Genomic DNA, 16126 nt, shown 5'->3' on the forward strand with positions numbered 1-16126 from the left:
CCTGCTCGCGTGTCGATGGGGAGGCCGCTCGCGGACTCGATCCGGCCTGAGCGCTCACGAGCTACTCCCCTTCCCCGTTTTCCTCGGTCTCCAACGCCTCGGCGTTGCGGGCGAGAGCCACGACGCTATCCCCTTCGGAGAGATTCATCAGCCGCACCCCCATCGTCTGGCGGCCCGACTGCTTGATCTCACCGGCGCTGGTCCGGATGACCCCTCCGACGGACGTGATCGCGAAGACCTCGTCCTCCGGCCTGACCATGACCGCGCCGACCAGCCTGCCCCGAGCGCTGACGATCTTCGCCGTCAGCACTCCCCTGCCGCCTCGTCCCTGCACAGGGTACTGATCGGCGGGAGTGCGCTTGGCGTAACCGCCCTCGGTGGCGACCAGGACGTCGTCACCGTCGGCGATCCGGTTCATCGCGAGAAGTTCGTCCCCTTCGAGGAAACGCATGCCGATCACACCGCTGGTCGCCCGTCCCATCGGCCTCAGGGCCTCGTCGGAGGCGGTGAAGCGGATGGCCTGGGCACCGCGGGAGATCAGCAGGAGGTCGTCCTCCTCCGACACCAGCCGTGCTGCGATCACCTCGTCATCTTCGCGCAGATTGATGGCGATGAGGCCACCTGAGCGCGGCGAGTCGTATTCCGCCAGGCGTGTCTTCTTCACCAGGCCGCTCTTGGTGGCCAGCACGAGGTACGGCGCGACGGCGTAGTCACGCAGGTCCAGGACCTCCATGACGATCTCGTCCGGCTGCATGGCCAGCAGGTTCGCCAGGTGCTGGCCGCGGGCGTCGCGGCCGGCGTCGGGCAGCTCGTAGGCCTTGACCCGGTAGACCCGGCCCTTGTTCGTGAAGAACAGCAGCCAGTGGTGGGTCGTGGTGACGAAGAAGTGGTCGACGATGTCGTCCTGGCGCAGCTGCGCCCCGCGCACGCCCTTGCCGCCGCGCTTCTGGGCGCGGTAGAGGTCGGTGTTGGTGCGCTTGGCGTAGCCGCCACGGGTGATCGTGACGACCATGTCCTCCTCGGCCAGCAGGTCCTCGATGGACATGTCGGCCTCGTAGGCGATGATCTCCGTCTTGCGCTCGTCGCCGTACTTGGCCGTGACGTCCGACAGCTCCTCGAAGACGATCGTGCGCTGCCGCTCCGGCGAGGCCAGGATGGCCTGGTACTCGGTGATCTGGGCCATCAGCGAGTCGTACTCGTCGGTGATCTGCTGGCGCTCCAGGGCGGCCAGCTTGCGCAGCTGCATGTCGAGGATGGCCTGCGCCTGGACCTGGTCGATCTCCAGGAGGGTCATCAGGCCGCCCTGCGCCTCGGCCGCCGACGGCGAGCGCCGGATGAGGGCGATGACCTCGTCCATCCGGTCGAGCGCCTTGAGCAGCGCGCGCAGGATGTGGGCCCGCTCCTCGGCCTTGCGCAGCAGGTAGCGGGTCCGGCGGACCACGACCTCGATCTGGTGGGCGATGTAGTGGCGGACGAACTGGTCGAGCCGGAGCGTCCGCGGCACGCCGTCCACCAGGGCCAGCATGTTCGCGCCGAAGGTGGTCTGGATCTGGGTGTGCTTGTAGAGGTTGTTCAGCACGACCTTGGCGACCGCGTCGCGCTTGAGCACGATCACCAGGCGCTGTCCGACCCGGGAGGAGCTCTCGTCGCGGACGTCGGCGATGCCGCTGATCCGGCCGTCCTTGACCGACTCGGCGATCGACAGCGCGAGGTTGTCCGGGTTGACCATGTACGGCAGCTCGGTGACGACCAGGCACTGGCGGCCCTTGGCGTCCTCCTCGACCTCGACGATCGCCCGCATGGTGATCGAGCCGCGTCCGGTCCGGTAGGCGTCGTCGATGCCGCGGCGGCCGACGATGAGCGCGCCGGTGGGGAAGTCGGGACCCTTGATCCGCTCGATCAGCGCCTCGAGGAGCTCGTCGTCGGTGGCGTCGGGGTTCTGCAGGGCCCACTTGACGCCGTCGGCCACCTCGCGCAGGTTGTGCGGGGGGATGTTGGTCGCCATGCCGACCGCGATGCCGGCCGACCCGTTGACCAGCAGGTTCGGGAACCGCGACGGCAGGACCAGCGGCTCCTGGGAGCGCCCGTCGTAGTTCGGCTGGAAGTCGACGGTGTCCTTGTCGATGTCACGGATCATCTCCATGGCGATCGGCGCGAGCTTGCACTCGGTGTACCGCATGGCGGCCGGCATGTCGTTGCCGGGCGATCCGAAGTTGCCCTGGCCGTCGACCAGGGGATAGCGCAGCGCCCAGGGCTGCGCCAGCCGTACCACGGTGCCGTAGATCGAGGAGTCGCCGTGCGGGTGGTAGGAGCCCATGACGTCGCCGACGACGCGGGAGCACTTGAAATAACCGCGGTCGGGGCGGTAGCCGCCGTCGTACATGGCGTAGAGCACCCGGCGGTGCACCGGCTTGAGCCCGTCGCGGACGTCGGGCAGCGCGCGGGACACGATGACGGACATCGCGTAGTCCATGTAGCTGCGCTGCATCTCCGACTGGATGTCGACCGGCTCGATGCGCTCTGCGGGCGGAGTGTTCAGTTCCGTCACGGGGTGTGGATCCTTTTCAGAGTCGGACAGGAGGCTGTACGGCTGCCGCTACACATCGAGGAAGCGCACGTCCCGGGCGTTCCTGATGATGAAGGAGCGGCGGGCCTCGACGTCCTCGCCCATGAGAACGCTGAACAGGTCGTCGGCCTGGGCCGCGTCGTCGAGGGTGACCAGGCGCAGGAGCCGCGTCTCGGGGTTCATCGTGGTCTCCCAGAGCTGGGAGGCGTTCATCTCGCCCAGACCCTTGAACCGCTGGATGCCGTCGTGCAGGCGCGGGTCGCGCTTGCCCCGGGCCATGCCCTCCTCGATGATCGCGTCGCGCTCGGAGTCGGAGTAGGCGTAGGAGGCGTCCTCGCCCCGGCGGTCCCACTTGATCTTGTAGAGCGGGGGCTGGGACAGGTAGACGTGCCCGGCCTCGATCAGCGGCCGCATGAAGCGGAACAGCAGCGTCAGCAGCAGCGTGTTGATGTGCTGGCCGTCGACGTCGGCGTCGGCCATCAGGATCAGCTTGTGGTAGCGGAGCTTGGAGATGTCGAACTCGTCGTGGACGCCGGTGCCCATGGCGGTGATCAGCGCCTGGACCTCGGTGTTCTTCAGGACCTTGTCGATCCGGGCCTTCTCCACATTCAGGATCTTGCCGCGGATGGGGAGGATCGCCTGGTACTTGGAGTCGCGGCCGCCCTTGGCCGAGCCGCCGGCCGAGTCGCCCTCGACGATGAACAGCTCGCACTTCTCCGGGTCGCTCCACTGGCAGTCGGCCAGCTTGCCGGGCAGGCCGGAGCCGGACTCCAGCAGCGACTTGCGTCGGGTGAGGTCGCGGGCCTGGCGGGCCGCGAGGCGGGCGCGGGCGGCCTGCAGGGACTTGTTGATGACGTCCTTGGCCTCGCCGGGGTTGCGCTCGAACCAGTCGCGCAGGTGGTCGTTGCAGGCCTTCTGGACGAACGACTTGGCCTCGGTGTTGCCCAGCTTGGTCTTGGTCTGGCCCTCGAACTGCGGGTCGGCCAGCTTCACCGAGATGATCGCGGTGAGACCCTCGCGGACGTCCTCGCCGGAGAGGTTGTCGTCCTTGCCCTCCTTGAGGAACTTCTGCTCGCGCGCGTAGCGGTTGACGATCGACGTCAGCGCCGAGCGGAAGCCCTCCTCGTGGGTGCCGCCCTCGGCCGTGTTGATCGTGTTGGCGAAGGTGTAGACCGACTCGCTGTAGGAGTTGTTCCACTGCATCGCGATCTCGACCGAGATGCCGTCGCCGTGCTCCTCGAAGTCGATGACCGACGCGTGCGCCGGATCCTTCTTGGAGTTGAGGTGCGTGACGAAGTCGGACAGGCCGCCCTCGTAGTGGTATTCGACCTTCACGGACTCGCCGTTGACGTGGTCGGGCCGCTCGTCGCACAGCGTGATCGTCAGGCCCTTGTTGAGGAAGGCCATCTCCTGGAAGCGGCGCGAGAGCGTCTCGAAGTTCCACGCCGTGGTCTCGAAGATCTCCGGATCGGCCCAGAAGGTGATCGAGGTGCCGGTCTCGTCGGTCTCCTCGCCCTTGGCCAGCGGCGCGGTCGGCTTGGACGCCTCGTAGCGCTGCCGCCAGTAGTGGCCGTTCTGCTTGACCTCCACATCCATGGCGGTGGACAGCGCGTTGACGACGGCCGAGCCGACGCCGTGCAGACCGCCGGAGACGGCGTACGACTTGCTGTCGAACTTGCCGCCGGCGTGCAAGGTGGTCAGGACGACCTCGACGGCGGAGCGCTTCTCGACCGGGTGGATGCCCGTCGGGATGCCACGGCCGTTGTCGACGACCCGCACGCCGTTGTCGGCGAGCAGCGTGACGTCGATGCGGTCGGCGTGCCCGGCGAGGGCCTCGTCCACCGCATTGTCGACGATCTCGTAGACGAGGTGGTGGAGGCCGCGCTCCCCGGTCGAGCCGATGTACATGCCGGGGCGCTTGCGGACCGCCTCAAGCCCCTCGAGAACGGTGATTGAGCTAGCGTCGTAGGACAACTGTGAAATCCTCCTGCCGAGGACACGCGGCGGGAGAACGCTCAGCCCCGCCGTCCGTCACCGTCGTGAATGCCCCGATGCGTTCACCCAGGGGAATCGGCTCGCTTGCCGGGGGGTGACACGCAAACGGACGTGTCCGGAATCCGAGTCCATTCTAGCGGTTCGGAGGGCGTGATGTGGCATTGAAGGGCCCTGAAAGCCTCTCTCGCGCGTCGATCATCGTTTCCAGCATCCCCCTACGGGGAGGGGGGTCGTCGCGTCAGAGGGGCCGCTGATCCGCTCCGGCGCGAGCGGCCGACCGCCGGGCGGCTGTCGTTCGACGGACCGTAACCGGGTGATAACGGCGGCCGTTGACGGGCCGTTACCGGTCTAAGCGACGGTCCGAAACCGGCCGCCGTAGATGGCCCGGAACCGGACACAGGGTGGCGCGAGATCGGCCGGTGGTGACCCGGAACCCGGCGCGGGATCGCCCGAGATCAGCCGACGGTGGCTCGGAGCCGGGCGCGGGGCCGCGTGAGATCAGCCGACGGTGGCTCGGAGCCGGGCGCGGGATCGCCCGAGATCAGCCGACGGTGACCTGGAGCCGGGCGCGGGATCGCCCGAGATCAGCCGTAGGTGTCGCCGGGACCCCGGCTCCCGGTCACCCGCAGTCCTCCGCTGGACCGGGGAGCGTTCTGCGGGCCCTGCACGTTCACCCGCCGCACCGTTCCCTCGCCCAGCTCCTCGTTCAGGCGCTTGATCAGGGTTCGGGCCAGCAACCGCACCTGGGTCGCCCAGGCAGTGGAGTCGGCGGCCACCACGACCTCGCCGTCCGTGAAGCTCTCCGGCCGGGTGTGCGCGGCCATCTCGAGGCCGACGATCTCGTGCCAGCGGCCGAACACCCCGCCCACCGCCGCCGGTTTCTCCCACCCCCGGTCGGCGAGCAGATCGGCGATGGCGCGGCCGAGCAGCTGGGGGTCTCCCGAGGACCTGAGCACCCCGGCGGCCTTCCGCCGCGGCTCACGGCGGGGGAGCTGGCCGCGCTTGGCGGCGTCCGCCTTGGCCTGGGCCAGCTTCTCCCTGGCCAGGGCGGCTCCCTTGGCCGCCGTACCGGCGGCGCCGCCCGCGGACTTGTCCGCAGCATCGCCCGCGGACTTGTCCACGGCCTTGCCCGCCGCATTGTCCACAGCCTTGTGCATGGTCTTGTTCACAGCGGCGTCCGCGCTTGCGGGCGCGGAGCCCCGGGCCGGTCCCGCTCTGGGGGGTCGGTCATCGGACACGGGTCACGCTCCCCTCTGCCACGTCGAACCATGCCCCGGCCAGCTCCGTCGGAACATCGCCGGGGACCGCGGCGGTGATCAGCACCTGCTCGGCGGAGGAGACGAACTCGGCGAGGCGGCGGCGGCGCTGGGTGTCCAGCTCCGCGAAGACGTCGTCGAGGATCAGCACCGGATCGCCGCCGTCGGCCCGGAGCAGCTCGTAGGCGGCCAGCCGGAGCGCCAGGGCGAACGACCACGACTCGCCGTGGCTGGCGTAGCCCCGGGCGGGCAGCTCCCCCAGGCCGAGGAAGAGGTCGTCGCGGTGCGGGCCGACGAGGGTGACGCCTCGCTCCAGCTCGGCGCTCCTGACCTCCAGCAGGGCCGCCCGCAGCGCCTGCTCGATCGCGCCGCGGTCGACCACGCTCTGACCGGCCGCGGGATGCGCGTCCTGGCCCACCGCGGGATGCGCGCTCTGACCGGCCGCGGATTGCGTGTCCCGGTCCGCCGCGGGATGCGCCTTGTGAGCCGCCGTGCCCTGAGCCGCCGCGGGCCGCGCGGTCGTGCCCCGCCCCGCGGTTCCGTGCTCCGCCATGACGCTCCGGGCGCCGGCGTCGCGCCCGTTCGCGCTCTCGCCGACCGGGCCGCGGGCGGGCTGCTCCTCCGTCGCCTGTCCACCGGCTGTGGAAACACCGGCTGTGGAACCAGGAGCCGGAGGGACGTCGTCCGGGGAGACGCCCTCCGGGGAGACGCCGTCCCCGCCTGTGGACAACGTGCCGCGGTATTCGAGGCTCGCCGGGGCCGAGCCGGGCGCGAGCGAGGCGTAGGCCGCGGCGACCAGCGGGCGCAGCGCCTCGACCAGCTCCAGCCGGGCCGCCAGCAACTCCGCGCCCTGCCTGGCCAGGTGGGCGTCCCACACCTCCAGCGTGCTCAGCACGTCTCCGGCTCCGGCCGCGGCGAACCCCGCGTCGTTCTCCGCCCGCCGCCCGCTCCGGCTTCCCCGCCGGGCCTGGGCGGCCGTGCGCAGCAGGGCGCCGCGCTGCTTGAGCACCCGGTCGTAGTCGGCGCGGACCCCGGCGAACCTGGGGGCCCTGGCCACCAGCAGGTCGTCCAGGAAGCGGCGCCGCTCGGAGGGGTCGCCCTTGACCAGGGCGAGGTCCTCGGGGGCGAACAGCACGGTGCGCAGGAGCCCGATGACGTCACGCGGCCGGGACATCGGCGAGCGGTTCAGCCTGGCCCGGTTGGCCCTGCCGGGGTTGATCTCCAGCTCGACCAGGGCCCGGCGGTCGTCGCGCACGACCACCGAGCGCACGATGGCCCGCGACGCGCCGTGCCGTACCAGCGGGGCGTCGGTGGCGACGCGGTGGCTCGACTGCGTCGCCACGTAGCCCAGCGCCTCGACCAGATTGGTCTTGCCCTGCCCGTTGGGCCCCACGAAGGCCGTGACGCCCGGCTCCAGGCCGAGGTCGACGGTGTCGTATGACCGGAAGTCGGTGAGCGAGAGATGGGCTACATGCACCCCGTTACGTTATTACCTTCCCGCGCATCCGGGGCGGTCGAAGCCGTCCCTCCCCACCCCGTGGACAGTCTCCGGAGCTCGCGCGGGGGAGCCGGCGCGGGGCGGGTTGTGCGCACAGCCTGTGGAGGGGCCGTGTCCGTACGGCCCGCGCCTGTGGACGACGCGCGGGCCCGGACCGTACGGGGACCGCGGCGAGGACCCGCTGCGAGGACCGCCCCGTGCGAGGACGGCTCGGCGGTCCCGGCGGTCTCGACGCGGGTTACTGGGCGGCCTCGACCGGCGGGACGACGTCCGCGCCCGGGGAGTCGGCGCCCTTCTCCACCTCTCCCGCCTTGGAGGCGATGGCGTGCCCGCCGAACTGGTTGCGCAGGGCCGCCACGACCTTCATGGCCGGCGAGTCGTCCTGGCGCGAGGCGAACCGGGCGTACAGCGCGGCGGTGATGACCGGCAGCGGGACCGCGTGGTCCACCGCCGCCTGCACGGTCCACCGGCCCTCGCCCGAGTCCTGAGCGTAGCCGCGCAGCTCCGACAGGTCGGGGTCTTCCTCCAGCGCGCGGACCATCAGGTCCAGCAGCCAGGAGCGGATCACCGTGCCGTGCCGCCAGCTCTTGAACGCCCCGGCCACGTCGGTCACGACGTCGGAGGCCTCGAGCAGCTCCCAGCCCTCGGCGAAGGCCTGCATCATGCCGTACTCGATGCCGTTGTGGACCATCTTGGCGAAGTGGCCCGCGCCGATCTGGCCCGCGTGGACGAAACCGTCCTCGCCCTCGGGCTTGAGGGTCTGGAAGATCGGCATGAGCCGCTGGATGTCGGCGTCGTTGCCGCCGACCATCAGCGCGTAGCCGTTCTCCAGTCCCCAGACGCCGCCGCTCACGCCGCAGTCGACGAAGCCGATGCCACGGGCGGCGAGCTCCGCGCCGTGCTTCTGGTCGTCCACATAGTGCGAGTTGCCGCCGTCGATCACGATGTCCCCGTCGGACAGCAGCTGCCCGAGCTCCTCGACGGTCGCCTGGGTCGGCGCGCCGGCGGGGACCATGACCCACACCGCGCGCGGCGCCTCGAGCCGCTCCACCAGTTCCTTCAGGCTCGCGACGTCGCTGACCGCCGGGTCCCGGTCGTAGCCCACGACGTCGTGGCCGCCGCGGCGCAGGCGCTCGGCCATGTTGCCGCCCATCTTGCCCAGCCCGACCATGCCGATCTGCATTCGAGCACCCCCTTCAGGGTTTCCATCATCCACCCGGTGCCAGCCGGGCCCGCGCGAGCCTCACCAGCTCGGCGTTCCCCGCTACGGGGCCGCCCACAGGGCTGTGGAGGACGTCCTCCAGCCCGATGCGCGTGGCCAGCCCCAGCCGTCCGGCCTCATCCACAAGTACCCATGTCGGGGCGTGCTCACCATGAAGCAGCCGTGGACCGGGAACGGCCAGCTCGTCGAGCCGGTCGAGCACGGCGTGCGCGCGGGCCACGGCGGTCTCCTCCGCGCCGCCGATGATCTCCACGAGCACCCGGACGCACTCCAGGCCGGTCGCGGCCAGCGCCTCGGCGTCCGTCACGGACCAGACTCCGGCCTCGACCCCCACGCCGAGCCGCCGAAGATCTTCCCACATGCCGGGGAAGTCCGGTTCCGAGAGGTTGACCGAGGCGAAGTCCGGCCGCTCCTCCGCAGGCAGGACGGCCCAGCCGCGCACCTCCCGGCGCCGCGCCTGCACATCCCCGCCGGTTATCCACAGCCCTGTGCTCACTCCGACGGGAAGCCCCGGCGCGGCCCGCCGTACCGCGCCGACGGCGGCCCCGATGCGGGCCGCGCTGAGGGACTCCCTGCCCGCCTCGTCGCGCGGATGGATGTGCACGGCTCCCGCACCGGCCTCACGCGCCTCACGGGCCGCCTCAGCGAGCTCCAGGGGCGTCAGAGGGAGCGCGGGATGCTCACCCGGTTCCCTGCTCCCGTTGAGGCACGCCTTGATCAAGATCATGTCCGCTCCCGTCTCCGCGAGGACCGACGGGGATCATGGTCTCAGGGGGCTCTGTCGGCGTCCCCGGCGGCTCACCGCCCCGGGGACGCCCGTCTTCAGTTCGACAGCCGGATCGGCATGATCAGGTAGCGGTAGTCGGGGGCGCCGCCGTCCTCGGCGGGCTTGCCGCCGGTGAGGATGGCGGGCTTGGTGGAGGTGGTCATCTGCAGGCGGGCCACGTCGGAGTCGATCGCCCCCAGGCCCTCCAGCAGGAACTGGTGGTTGAAGGCGATGTTGATGTCGTCGCCCTCGAAGTCCACCGGCAGGACTTCCACAGCCTGTGCCTCGTCGCCGCTGCCGGCCTCCAGGACGACCTCGCCGTCGCGGAACGCCAGCCGGACCGGGGTGTTGCGCTCGGCGACCAGGGCCACGCGCTTGACCGCCTCGACGAAGCTGCCCACGGGCAGGTCCGCGCGGGCGGAGAACTCGGTGGGCAGCAGCGAGCGGTACTTGGGGAACTCGGGGTCGAGCAGCCGGGTGGTGGTGCGCCGCCCGGCGCTGGAGAAGCCGATCATCCCCTCACCGGTGCCGCCGACGGAGCTCAGCGCGATCTCGACCTCGGCGCCGGTCGCGCCCATGGCCTTCGCGGCGTCGGCGAGGGTCTTGCCGGGGATCATGGCGATCGCCGAGATGTCCGCCTGCTCCGGCTGCCACTTCAGCTCCCGTACGGCCAGGCGGTAGCGGTCGGTGGCGGCGAGGGTCACGGTGTCGCCCTCGATCTCCATGCGCACGCCGGTGAGCATGGGGAGGGTGTCGTCCTTGCCCGCGGCGACCGCGACCTGGCCGACCGCCGAGGCGAACACGTCGCTGCCGACCTTCCCCGCGGCCGGGGGCATCGCCGGCAGGGAGGGATAGTCCTCCACAGGCATGATGGGGAGAGTGAACCGGGCGCTGCCGCAGGTGACGATGGCGCGGGCCCCCTCCACCACGAAATCCACAGGCTGTGCGGGGAGCGCCCGGGTGATCTCGGCGAGGAGCTTGCCGGAGACGAGCGTCACGCCCGCCTCACCCGTCTGCGGTTCGAGGGTCACCTCCGCGGAGACCTCGTAGTCGAAACCGGAGAGCTTGAGCTGACCGCTCTCCGTGACCTCCAGTCGCATGCCGGCCAGCACCGGCACGGAGGGACGCGCCGGCAGGCTGCGTGCCGTCCATGCGACCGCCTCTGCGAGTACGTCTCGGTCGACCCGGAACATCACGTGGATCTGCCTCCTGTGTGTCGAGCGCTGTCCGCTCGGTGCCTTCGGTGCCTTGGGTTCAAGTGTTCACTGTCCCGCACATGCGCTCCCCCGGAACCCTTCTATGGGGTTTGAGTTTTCCCTTGAGAGATAAGTGGGGTCATCACAGTAGGGGGTGTGGAAACTGTGGAGGACCGCTGTTTCCGCAGTTCAGTTGCTGTTTTTTCATCCACCGGGGTTGTGGGCGAAGGATGTGGGTAACCCGTGCGCCTGGGGATGACGGAACTGTACCCACAGGCCGTCCCCAGATCTTGGGTCTGCCGTCCCCAGCTTCCCGGTGGTTATCCACGATGTTTCCACAGCTTATCCACGGGGTAGGAGTCCGTTTTGTGCCTGGGGAAAACTGTGCGCACAGGGCGTCCACAAGTTGTCCACGAGTTACTAACAGGTTCTCCCCAGGTTCTCCCCAGACTTGTCCACATCTGCTGAAAACCCTTCACGTTCCCCGATCGCGTTTTTGATCATGATCGGGGCCCGACAGACCTCTTATCACGCCCCCGCGATTGATCCACAAGGTTTTCCACAGGCTGTGCATCGTCTGAGGAAAAGGCTCATCCGCCGCGTGACTGCTGCTTGATCCTGGTCGTCAGCTCGTTGACCTGGTTGTAGATCGAGCGACGCTCGGCCATGAGCGACCGGATCTTCCGGTCGGCGTGCATGACCGTGGTGTGGTCGCGGCCGCCGAACTGCTGGCCGATCTTCGGCAGCGACATGTCGGTGAGCTCCCGGCACAGATACATCGCGATCTGCCGGGCGGTGACCAGGACCCGCGAGCGGGAGGTGCCGCACAGGTCCTCGATCGACAGGCCGAAGTAGGTCGCCGTCGAGGCCATGATGCTCGCGATGGTGATCTCCGAGTCGGCGTCCTCGGTGATCAGGTCCTTCAGCACGACCTCGGTCAGCTGCAGGTCCACCGACTGCCGGTTCAGGCTGGCGAACGCCGTCACCCGGATCAGCGCGCCCTCCAGCTCGCGGATGTTGGTGGAGATGCGGCTGGCGATGTACTCCAGCACCTCGGGCGGGGCGGCCAGCCCCTCCTGGATCGCCTTCTTGCGCAGGATCGCGATGCGCGTCTCCAGCTCGGGCGGCTGGACGTCGGTGATCAGGCCCCACTCGAACCGGTTGCGCAGCCGGTCCTCCAGGGTGATCAGCTGCTTGGGCGCCCGGTCGCTGGAGATGACGATCTGCTTGTTGGCGTTGTGCAGCGTGTTGAAGGTGTGGAAGAACTCCTCCTGCGTCTGCTCCTTGCCCTCCAGGAACTGGATGTCGTCCACCAGCAGGATGTCCACAGCCCGGTAGCGGCCCCGGAAGTTGTCGGCCTTGTGGTCGCGGATGGAGTTGATGAAGTCGTTGGTGAACTCCTCCGAGCTGACGTATCTCACCCGCGCGCCGTCGTAGAGGCTCTGCGCGTAGTGGCCGATCGCGTGCAGCAGGTGCGTCTTGCCCAGGCCGGAGTCGCCGTAGATGAACAGCGGGTTGTACGCCTTGGCCGGCGCCTCGGCCACCGCGACCGCGGCGGCGTGCGCGAAGCGGTTGCTGGAGCCGATGACGAACGTCTCGAAGGTGTACTTCGGATTCAGCCGCCCGGGCTCCTTCGCCGTACGGCCGCCGCCGCTCGGGCGGGAGTCCCACCTGTTCTGCGGGGGCGCGGGGGCCGGGCTCGGCGCCGGACGGTCGAAGCCGTCGTTCTCGGGACGGGGCGGAGGGGGCTGAGGGGTGTATCCGCTCCGGCCGTAGCCGGGGTTCTGCTCGGCCGGGGACTGACCCGCGGGGGACTCCGCCGGGAGGTACGGCTGCCCGGGCTCCTCGGCGCGGGGGTAAGGATAGGCGAACTGCTGGCCCTGTGACTGGCGCTGTGGATATTCGGTGGACGGAGGGCCCGCGGGAGCGGGGTGGGGATAGCCCGACGGGATGCCGGAAGCACCGGGGGATTGGGGAATTCCCTGCTGGCCATAGCCCTGCTGGGCTCCGTCGCCCTGTGGATAATCCACCTGGGGAAGCGGCGGGGTCTGGGGATAATTCGGCTGCGGAGCCTGTGGAGAAGCCTGTGGATAAGGCTTCGACCTGGGGGTCCCCCCCTGCTCGGAACGGGCCGCCGAAGGATCCACCATCACCGCGAACCGGATGGGACGGCCGAGCTCCTGGGAGAGCGCATGGGTCACCAGGGGACGGAGCTTGTTGTCCAGGACATCCCTGGCGAAATCGCTCGGAGCGGCCAGCACGATGGTGTCGTTCATCAACCCGAAGGGCCGGGTCATACCGAGCCAGGCGCGGTGAACCGGCGGAACACCCTCATTGAGGGAGTTCTCCAGCACCCGTGCCCAGACCGCGCCGAGATCCATCTCATCCACGGCTCGGCTTCCTCCTCCCGGCGGGGCCCCCGTACAAGCTCACCGCGCTGCCTTCGCACTTATCCACACCGATGGCCGCCGAGCGCATCGGACTCTCTCGTTGTCCACAGATCGGTGCCGGGCGCGAGGCCACTGGCACCGGCCTCGAAATCCACATCGGATCCACAGGCTGTACACAGCCCCGTACTGACCGCCAAGTCCTTGTTCCGGCAGTGGAGAGATGGTTCGAAGCGCCGACAGTAGCCCGTGTCCACAGCTGTGTACAAGACGTTGTCCACAGCCTAGTGGCAGTGCGAGGGGGGCTGGGCGCACATCCTGTGGACAAAGTTACGCGGTGGATAACCGCCCTGTGGAACAGTGGATAACCTGAGTGCCGCGGTTCCCGGTTTGACCTGGGACGCGTCCTCCCCGTAACGTACGACGGTCGGCTTGCCACGCGACGGCTATTTCGCATGCCTCGCATCCGGCAAGTCAGCCACTGTCGAGCGTCCCCATGTGCTGGGGATGAGCCTCAAGCCTGGAGCCACTCGTGAGCAAGCGTACTTTCCAGCCGAACAACCGCCGCCGCGCGAAGACCCACGGCTTCCGGCTGCGTATGCGCACCCGCGCCGGCCGCGCCATCCTGGCCGCCCGTCGTCGCAAGGGCCGCGCCGAGCTCTCCGCCTGACGCGTCATCCACCGTGCCCGGCCCCGTGCCGGGCCGGGCAGCGGCGTCCCTTCGCCCGTCGGCCACGCTGTCGGCGGGCGAAAGCCGTACCTGCCCAGGGTCGGAAGGTCCTCTCGTGCTGCCGTCCGGATCCCGCATGCGCCGGGGCGAGGATTTCGCCGACGCGGTCAGGAAGGGCGGTCGCGCCGGCCGTCCCACCCTGGTCGCGCACCTTCGCGTGCCCGCAGAACCTGCTGTGACGGACGACCCGCCCCTGGTGGGATTCGTCGTGAGCCGTGCCGTCGGCGGCGCGGTGATCCGCAATCAGGTCAAACGCCGGCTGAGACACCTGATGCGGGAACGCCTTGATCGGCTTCCGCGGGGTAGCCTGCTGGTTGTACGCGCCAATCCACCGGCCGCGTCCGCGCGAAGCGAGCGCCTTGCCGCCGAACTCGACGTCGCGCTGGATCGTTTACTCAGGCGGCGAGAGTCCCCCAAGACTCGCATGGACGGACGACGATGACGGCGCAGCAGACCGCCGGGAGCTCCCCGGCAGCCAGGGCCCTGATGGCTCCCATCCGGTTCTACCGGGCGTTCGTGAGCCCCCTGCTGGGCCCCCGTTGCCGTTTCCACCCCTCGTGCAGCGCCTACGGCCTTGAGGCGATCGCCGTCCACGGCGCGCTGCGCGGCATATGGCTGACGATCCGGAGAATCGGGCGTTGCCACCCATTCCATCCCGGAGGTTTAGACCCGGTGCCCCCACGCCCGGTCCGGTCCCACGAAACGCAAGGGAGCTAGCTCGGTGGAGCTGTCCTGGCTCAACTGGCTCTATACGGCCGTTGCGCAAGTCATCACCTGGATTCATGCGGGATACAGCACTTTCATCCCGCGAGACAGCGGGCTCAACTGGGCGCTGACCATCATCACGCTGACCGTGCTGATGCGAATCCTGATCTTCCCGCTCTTCCTCAAGCAGATGCGCTCGTCGAAGAAGATGCAGGAGCTCGCGCCCAAGGTGCAGGAGCTGCGCAAGCGCTACAAGAACGACAAGCAGCGCATGAACCAGGAGGTCATGGCGCTGTACCAGGGGGCGGGGGCCAACCCGCTCGGCGGCTGTCTGCCGATCCTGGCGCAGTTCCCGATCTTCATCTCGATGTTCACCGTGCTGCAGGCGATGGCGGCCGGCCAGCCGAAGTTCGGCATGTCCCAGGACCTGGTGAACGACGCCCGGGCGGCGCACATCTTCGGCGCCCCGCTTCCGGCGACGTTCTTCACCAGCTCGGCCGACATCGTCGAGCTCGGCGCCGACGCGGTCCTGGCCAAAGTCGTCATCGGGATCTTCGTGGCGGTCAGCTCGCTGACCACCTTCCTCACCGTCCGGCAGAGCGTGACCCGCTCGATGGCGCAGATGCCGGACAACCCGATGGCGCAGCAGCAGAAGATCCTGATGTACATCTCGCCGCTGTTCGCGATCTTCTCGCTCAACTTCCCTCTCGGTCTCGTCCTCTACTGGGTCACCACCAACCTGTGGACGCTCGGCCAGCAGCACTGGTTCTACAGCCGCAACCCCGCGCCGGTGGTCGACGCCAAGGGCAACGTGGTCACTCCCGCGCCCAAGCCCGGCCTGATGAGCAAGCTGAAGAAGACCGCTCCCGAGCCTGAGGCTCCGCCCGAGCCGCCGGGACCCAAGGTCGTCCGCCGGCAGGACCACCTGGCCCGCCAGCCCCGCAGCAAGCGCCCGGGCGGAAAGAAGCCCTGAATTCCCATCCCGACAGCACGAAGGAGTGGCTGGACGTGTCCGAGGCCCAGCAGGAGACCGCGACCAAGACGGCTCCCGATCTCTCAGCCCTGGAGCAGGAGGGTGAGATCGCAGCGGACTACCTCGAGGGTCTGCTCGACATCGCCGACATCGACGGCGACATCGACATGGACGTCGAGGGCGACCGCGCCGTCGTGTCGGTGGTCGACGTCAAGGGCGTCGACCTGGTGGGCGCCAACGGCGAGGTCCTGGAGGCCCTCCAGGAGCTCACCCGTCTCGCCGTCCACCGCCAGACGGGTGAGCGCTCCCGCCTCATGCTCGACATCGCCGGCTACCGCGAGCGCCGCCGGACCGAGCTCAAGGAGCTCGGCGCCAAGGTGGCCGCGGACGTCAAGCGCTCCGGCGAGCCCAAGGCGCTGCGTCCGATGACCCCCTTCGAGCGCAAGATCGTGCACGACGCCGTCGCGGCCGCGGGCCTGCGGAGCGAGTCCGAGGGCGAGGAGCCCCGCCGCTTCGTGGTCGTCCTCCCCGCGTAGCGGCGACGCCGTACGGCGAGCGGACCGGCCGCCGTTCCCGACCCGTCGGGAACGGCGGCTTTTCCATGCGGAGCCTTCTCCGGGCGGCCGTCGCTCACCGGCGGCCGGGTGGCGGCCGGGTGGCGGCCGGCGGTTGGCGGTTGGCAGTCGCCGGTTGGTGGTGGTCGGTCGGCGGCTGGGCGGTGGCCGGTGGTCGGCGGGATCCGTGGCGCCACACTTCCGGCGATATATCCCCGCTTTCCCGGATCGCTCTTCGTCCCGCCTGTGCCCGCCCTATCCGCTAGCCAGTTCGACTG

Annotated in this window: 13 protein-coding genes; 5 read left to right on the plus strand and 8 right to left on the minus strand. The window is 69.5% G+C overall.

Annotation, left to right across the window (positions count from 1 at the left end; translation table 11 throughout):
• Window positions 1-61 precede the first annotated feature (61 nt).
• The 8 genes from gyrA to dnaA form a co-directional block, all read right to left on the minus strand.
• Window positions 62-2548, minus strand: a complete 2487-nt coding sequence (gyrA, locus tag Plo01_RS08620; RefSeq protein ID WP_203889989.1) for a DNA gyrase subunit A — start codon at window positions 2546-2548, stop codon at window positions 62-64.
• A 48-nt stretch (window positions 2549-2596) separates the two neighbouring features.
• Window positions 2597-4540 carry a DNA topoisomerase (ATP-hydrolyzing) subunit B gene (gyrB, locus tag Plo01_RS08625; protein ID WP_203889990.1) on the minus strand — a complete coding sequence of 648 codons (1944 nt, stop codon included), beginning with the start codon at window positions 4538-4540 and terminating at the stop codon, window positions 2597-2599.
• Between the two features lie 605 nt (window positions 4541-5145).
• The gene (locus Plo01_RS08630) at window positions 5146-5730 is read right to left on the minus strand and encodes a DciA family protein (protein ID WP_239316033.1); all 585 of its coding nucleotides are present in this window, start codon (window positions 5728-5730) and stop codon (window positions 5146-5148) included.
• A 58-nt stretch (window positions 5731-5788) separates the two neighbouring features.
• Window positions 5789-7294, minus strand: coding sequence for a DNA replication/repair protein RecF (locus tag Plo01_RS08635; protein WP_203889991.1), 1506 nt, complete (start codon window positions 7292-7294; stop codon window positions 5789-5791).
• A 259-nt stretch (window positions 7295-7553) separates the two neighbouring features.
• On the minus strand, window positions 7554-8498 hold the full coding sequence (gnd, locus tag Plo01_RS08640) for a phosphogluconate dehydrogenase (NAD(+)-dependent, decarboxylating) (protein WP_203889992.1): 945 nt from the start codon (window positions 8496-8498) through the stop codon (window positions 7554-7556).
• A 25-nt stretch (window positions 8499-8523) separates the two neighbouring features.
• The gene (locus tag Plo01_RS08645) at window positions 8524-9264 is read right to left on the minus strand and encodes a 3-keto-5-aminohexanoate cleavage protein (protein ID WP_203889993.1); all 741 of its coding nucleotides are present in this window, start codon (window positions 9262-9264) and stop codon (window positions 8524-8526) included.
• A gap of 95 nt (window positions 9265-9359) precedes the next feature.
• Window positions 9360-10499, minus strand: a complete 1140-nt coding sequence (dnaN, locus tag Plo01_RS08650; RefSeq protein ID WP_203889994.1) for a DNA polymerase III subunit beta — start codon at window positions 10497-10499, stop codon at window positions 9360-9362.
• A gap of 590 nt (window positions 10500-11089) precedes the next feature.
• Window positions 11090-12880, minus strand: a complete 1791-nt coding sequence (gene dnaA / locus Plo01_RS08655; protein WP_203890221.1) for a chromosomal replication initiator protein DnaA — start codon at window positions 12878-12880, stop codon at window positions 11090-11092.
• A 538-nt stretch (window positions 12881-13418) separates the two neighbouring features.
• Between dnaA and rpmH the strand changes: the two genes are divergently transcribed.
• From rpmH to Plo01_RS08680, 5 genes are all read left to right on the plus strand, one after another.
• Window positions 13419-13556: a 50S ribosomal protein L34 gene (gene rpmH, locus Plo01_RS08660; RefSeq protein ID WP_010849920.1), complete on the plus strand. Its 138-nt coding sequence runs from the start codon at window positions 13419-13421 to the stop codon at window positions 13554-13556.
• A 115-nt stretch (window positions 13557-13671) separates the two neighbouring features.
• A complete protein-coding gene (gene rnpA / locus Plo01_RS08665) occupies window positions 13672-14058 on the plus strand; it encodes a ribonuclease P protein component (protein ID WP_203889995.1) in 387 nt (128 codons plus the stop codon).
• On the plus strand, window positions 14055-14333 hold the full coding sequence (gene yidD / locus Plo01_RS08670) for a membrane protein insertion efficiency factor YidD (RefSeq protein ID WP_203889996.1): 279 nt from the start codon (window positions 14055-14057) through the stop codon (window positions 14331-14333). Before rnpA ends, yidD begins: the two co-directional genes overlap by 4 nt.
• A gap of 4 nt (window positions 14334-14337) precedes the next feature.
• Window positions 14338-15294 (plus strand): membrane protein insertase YidC, encoded by a 957-nt coding sequence (gene yidC, locus Plo01_RS08675; protein WP_203889997.1) that lies wholly within the window; start codon window positions 14338-14340, stop codon window positions 15292-15294.
• A gap of 35 nt (window positions 15295-15329) precedes the next feature.
• Window positions 15330-15830, plus strand: a complete 501-nt coding sequence (locus tag Plo01_RS08680) for a Jag family protein (RefSeq protein WP_373871672.1) — start codon at window positions 15330-15332, stop codon at window positions 15828-15830.
• Window positions 15831-16126 lie beyond the last annotated feature (296 nt).

Origin of the sequence: Planobispora longispora (assembly GCF_016863135.1) — a bacterium.
In the GTDB taxonomy this organism is placed as follows: Bacteria; Actinomycetota; Actinomycetes; order Streptosporangiales; family Streptosporangiaceae; genus Planobispora; species Planobispora longispora.

What these genes read in the sequence shown, in the direction of transcription:
- gnd (WP_203889992.1), bottom strand. Translation starts at nt 8,498, where the DNA reads ATGCAGATCGGCATGGTCGGGCTGGGCAAGATGGGCGGCAACATGGCC.
- Plo01_RS08645 (WP_203889993.1), bottom strand. Translation starts at nt 9,264, where the DNA reads ATGATCTTGATCAAGGCGTGCCTCAACGGGAGCAGGGAACCGGGTGAG.
- dnaA (WP_203890221.1), bottom strand. Translation starts at nt 12,880, where the DNA reads ATGGATCTCGGCGCGGTCTGGGCACGGGTGCTGGAGAACTCCCTCAAT.
- yidD (WP_203889996.1), top strand. Translation starts at nt 14,055, where the DNA reads ATGACGGCGCAGCAGACCGCCGGGAGCTCCCCGGCAGCCAGGGCCCTG.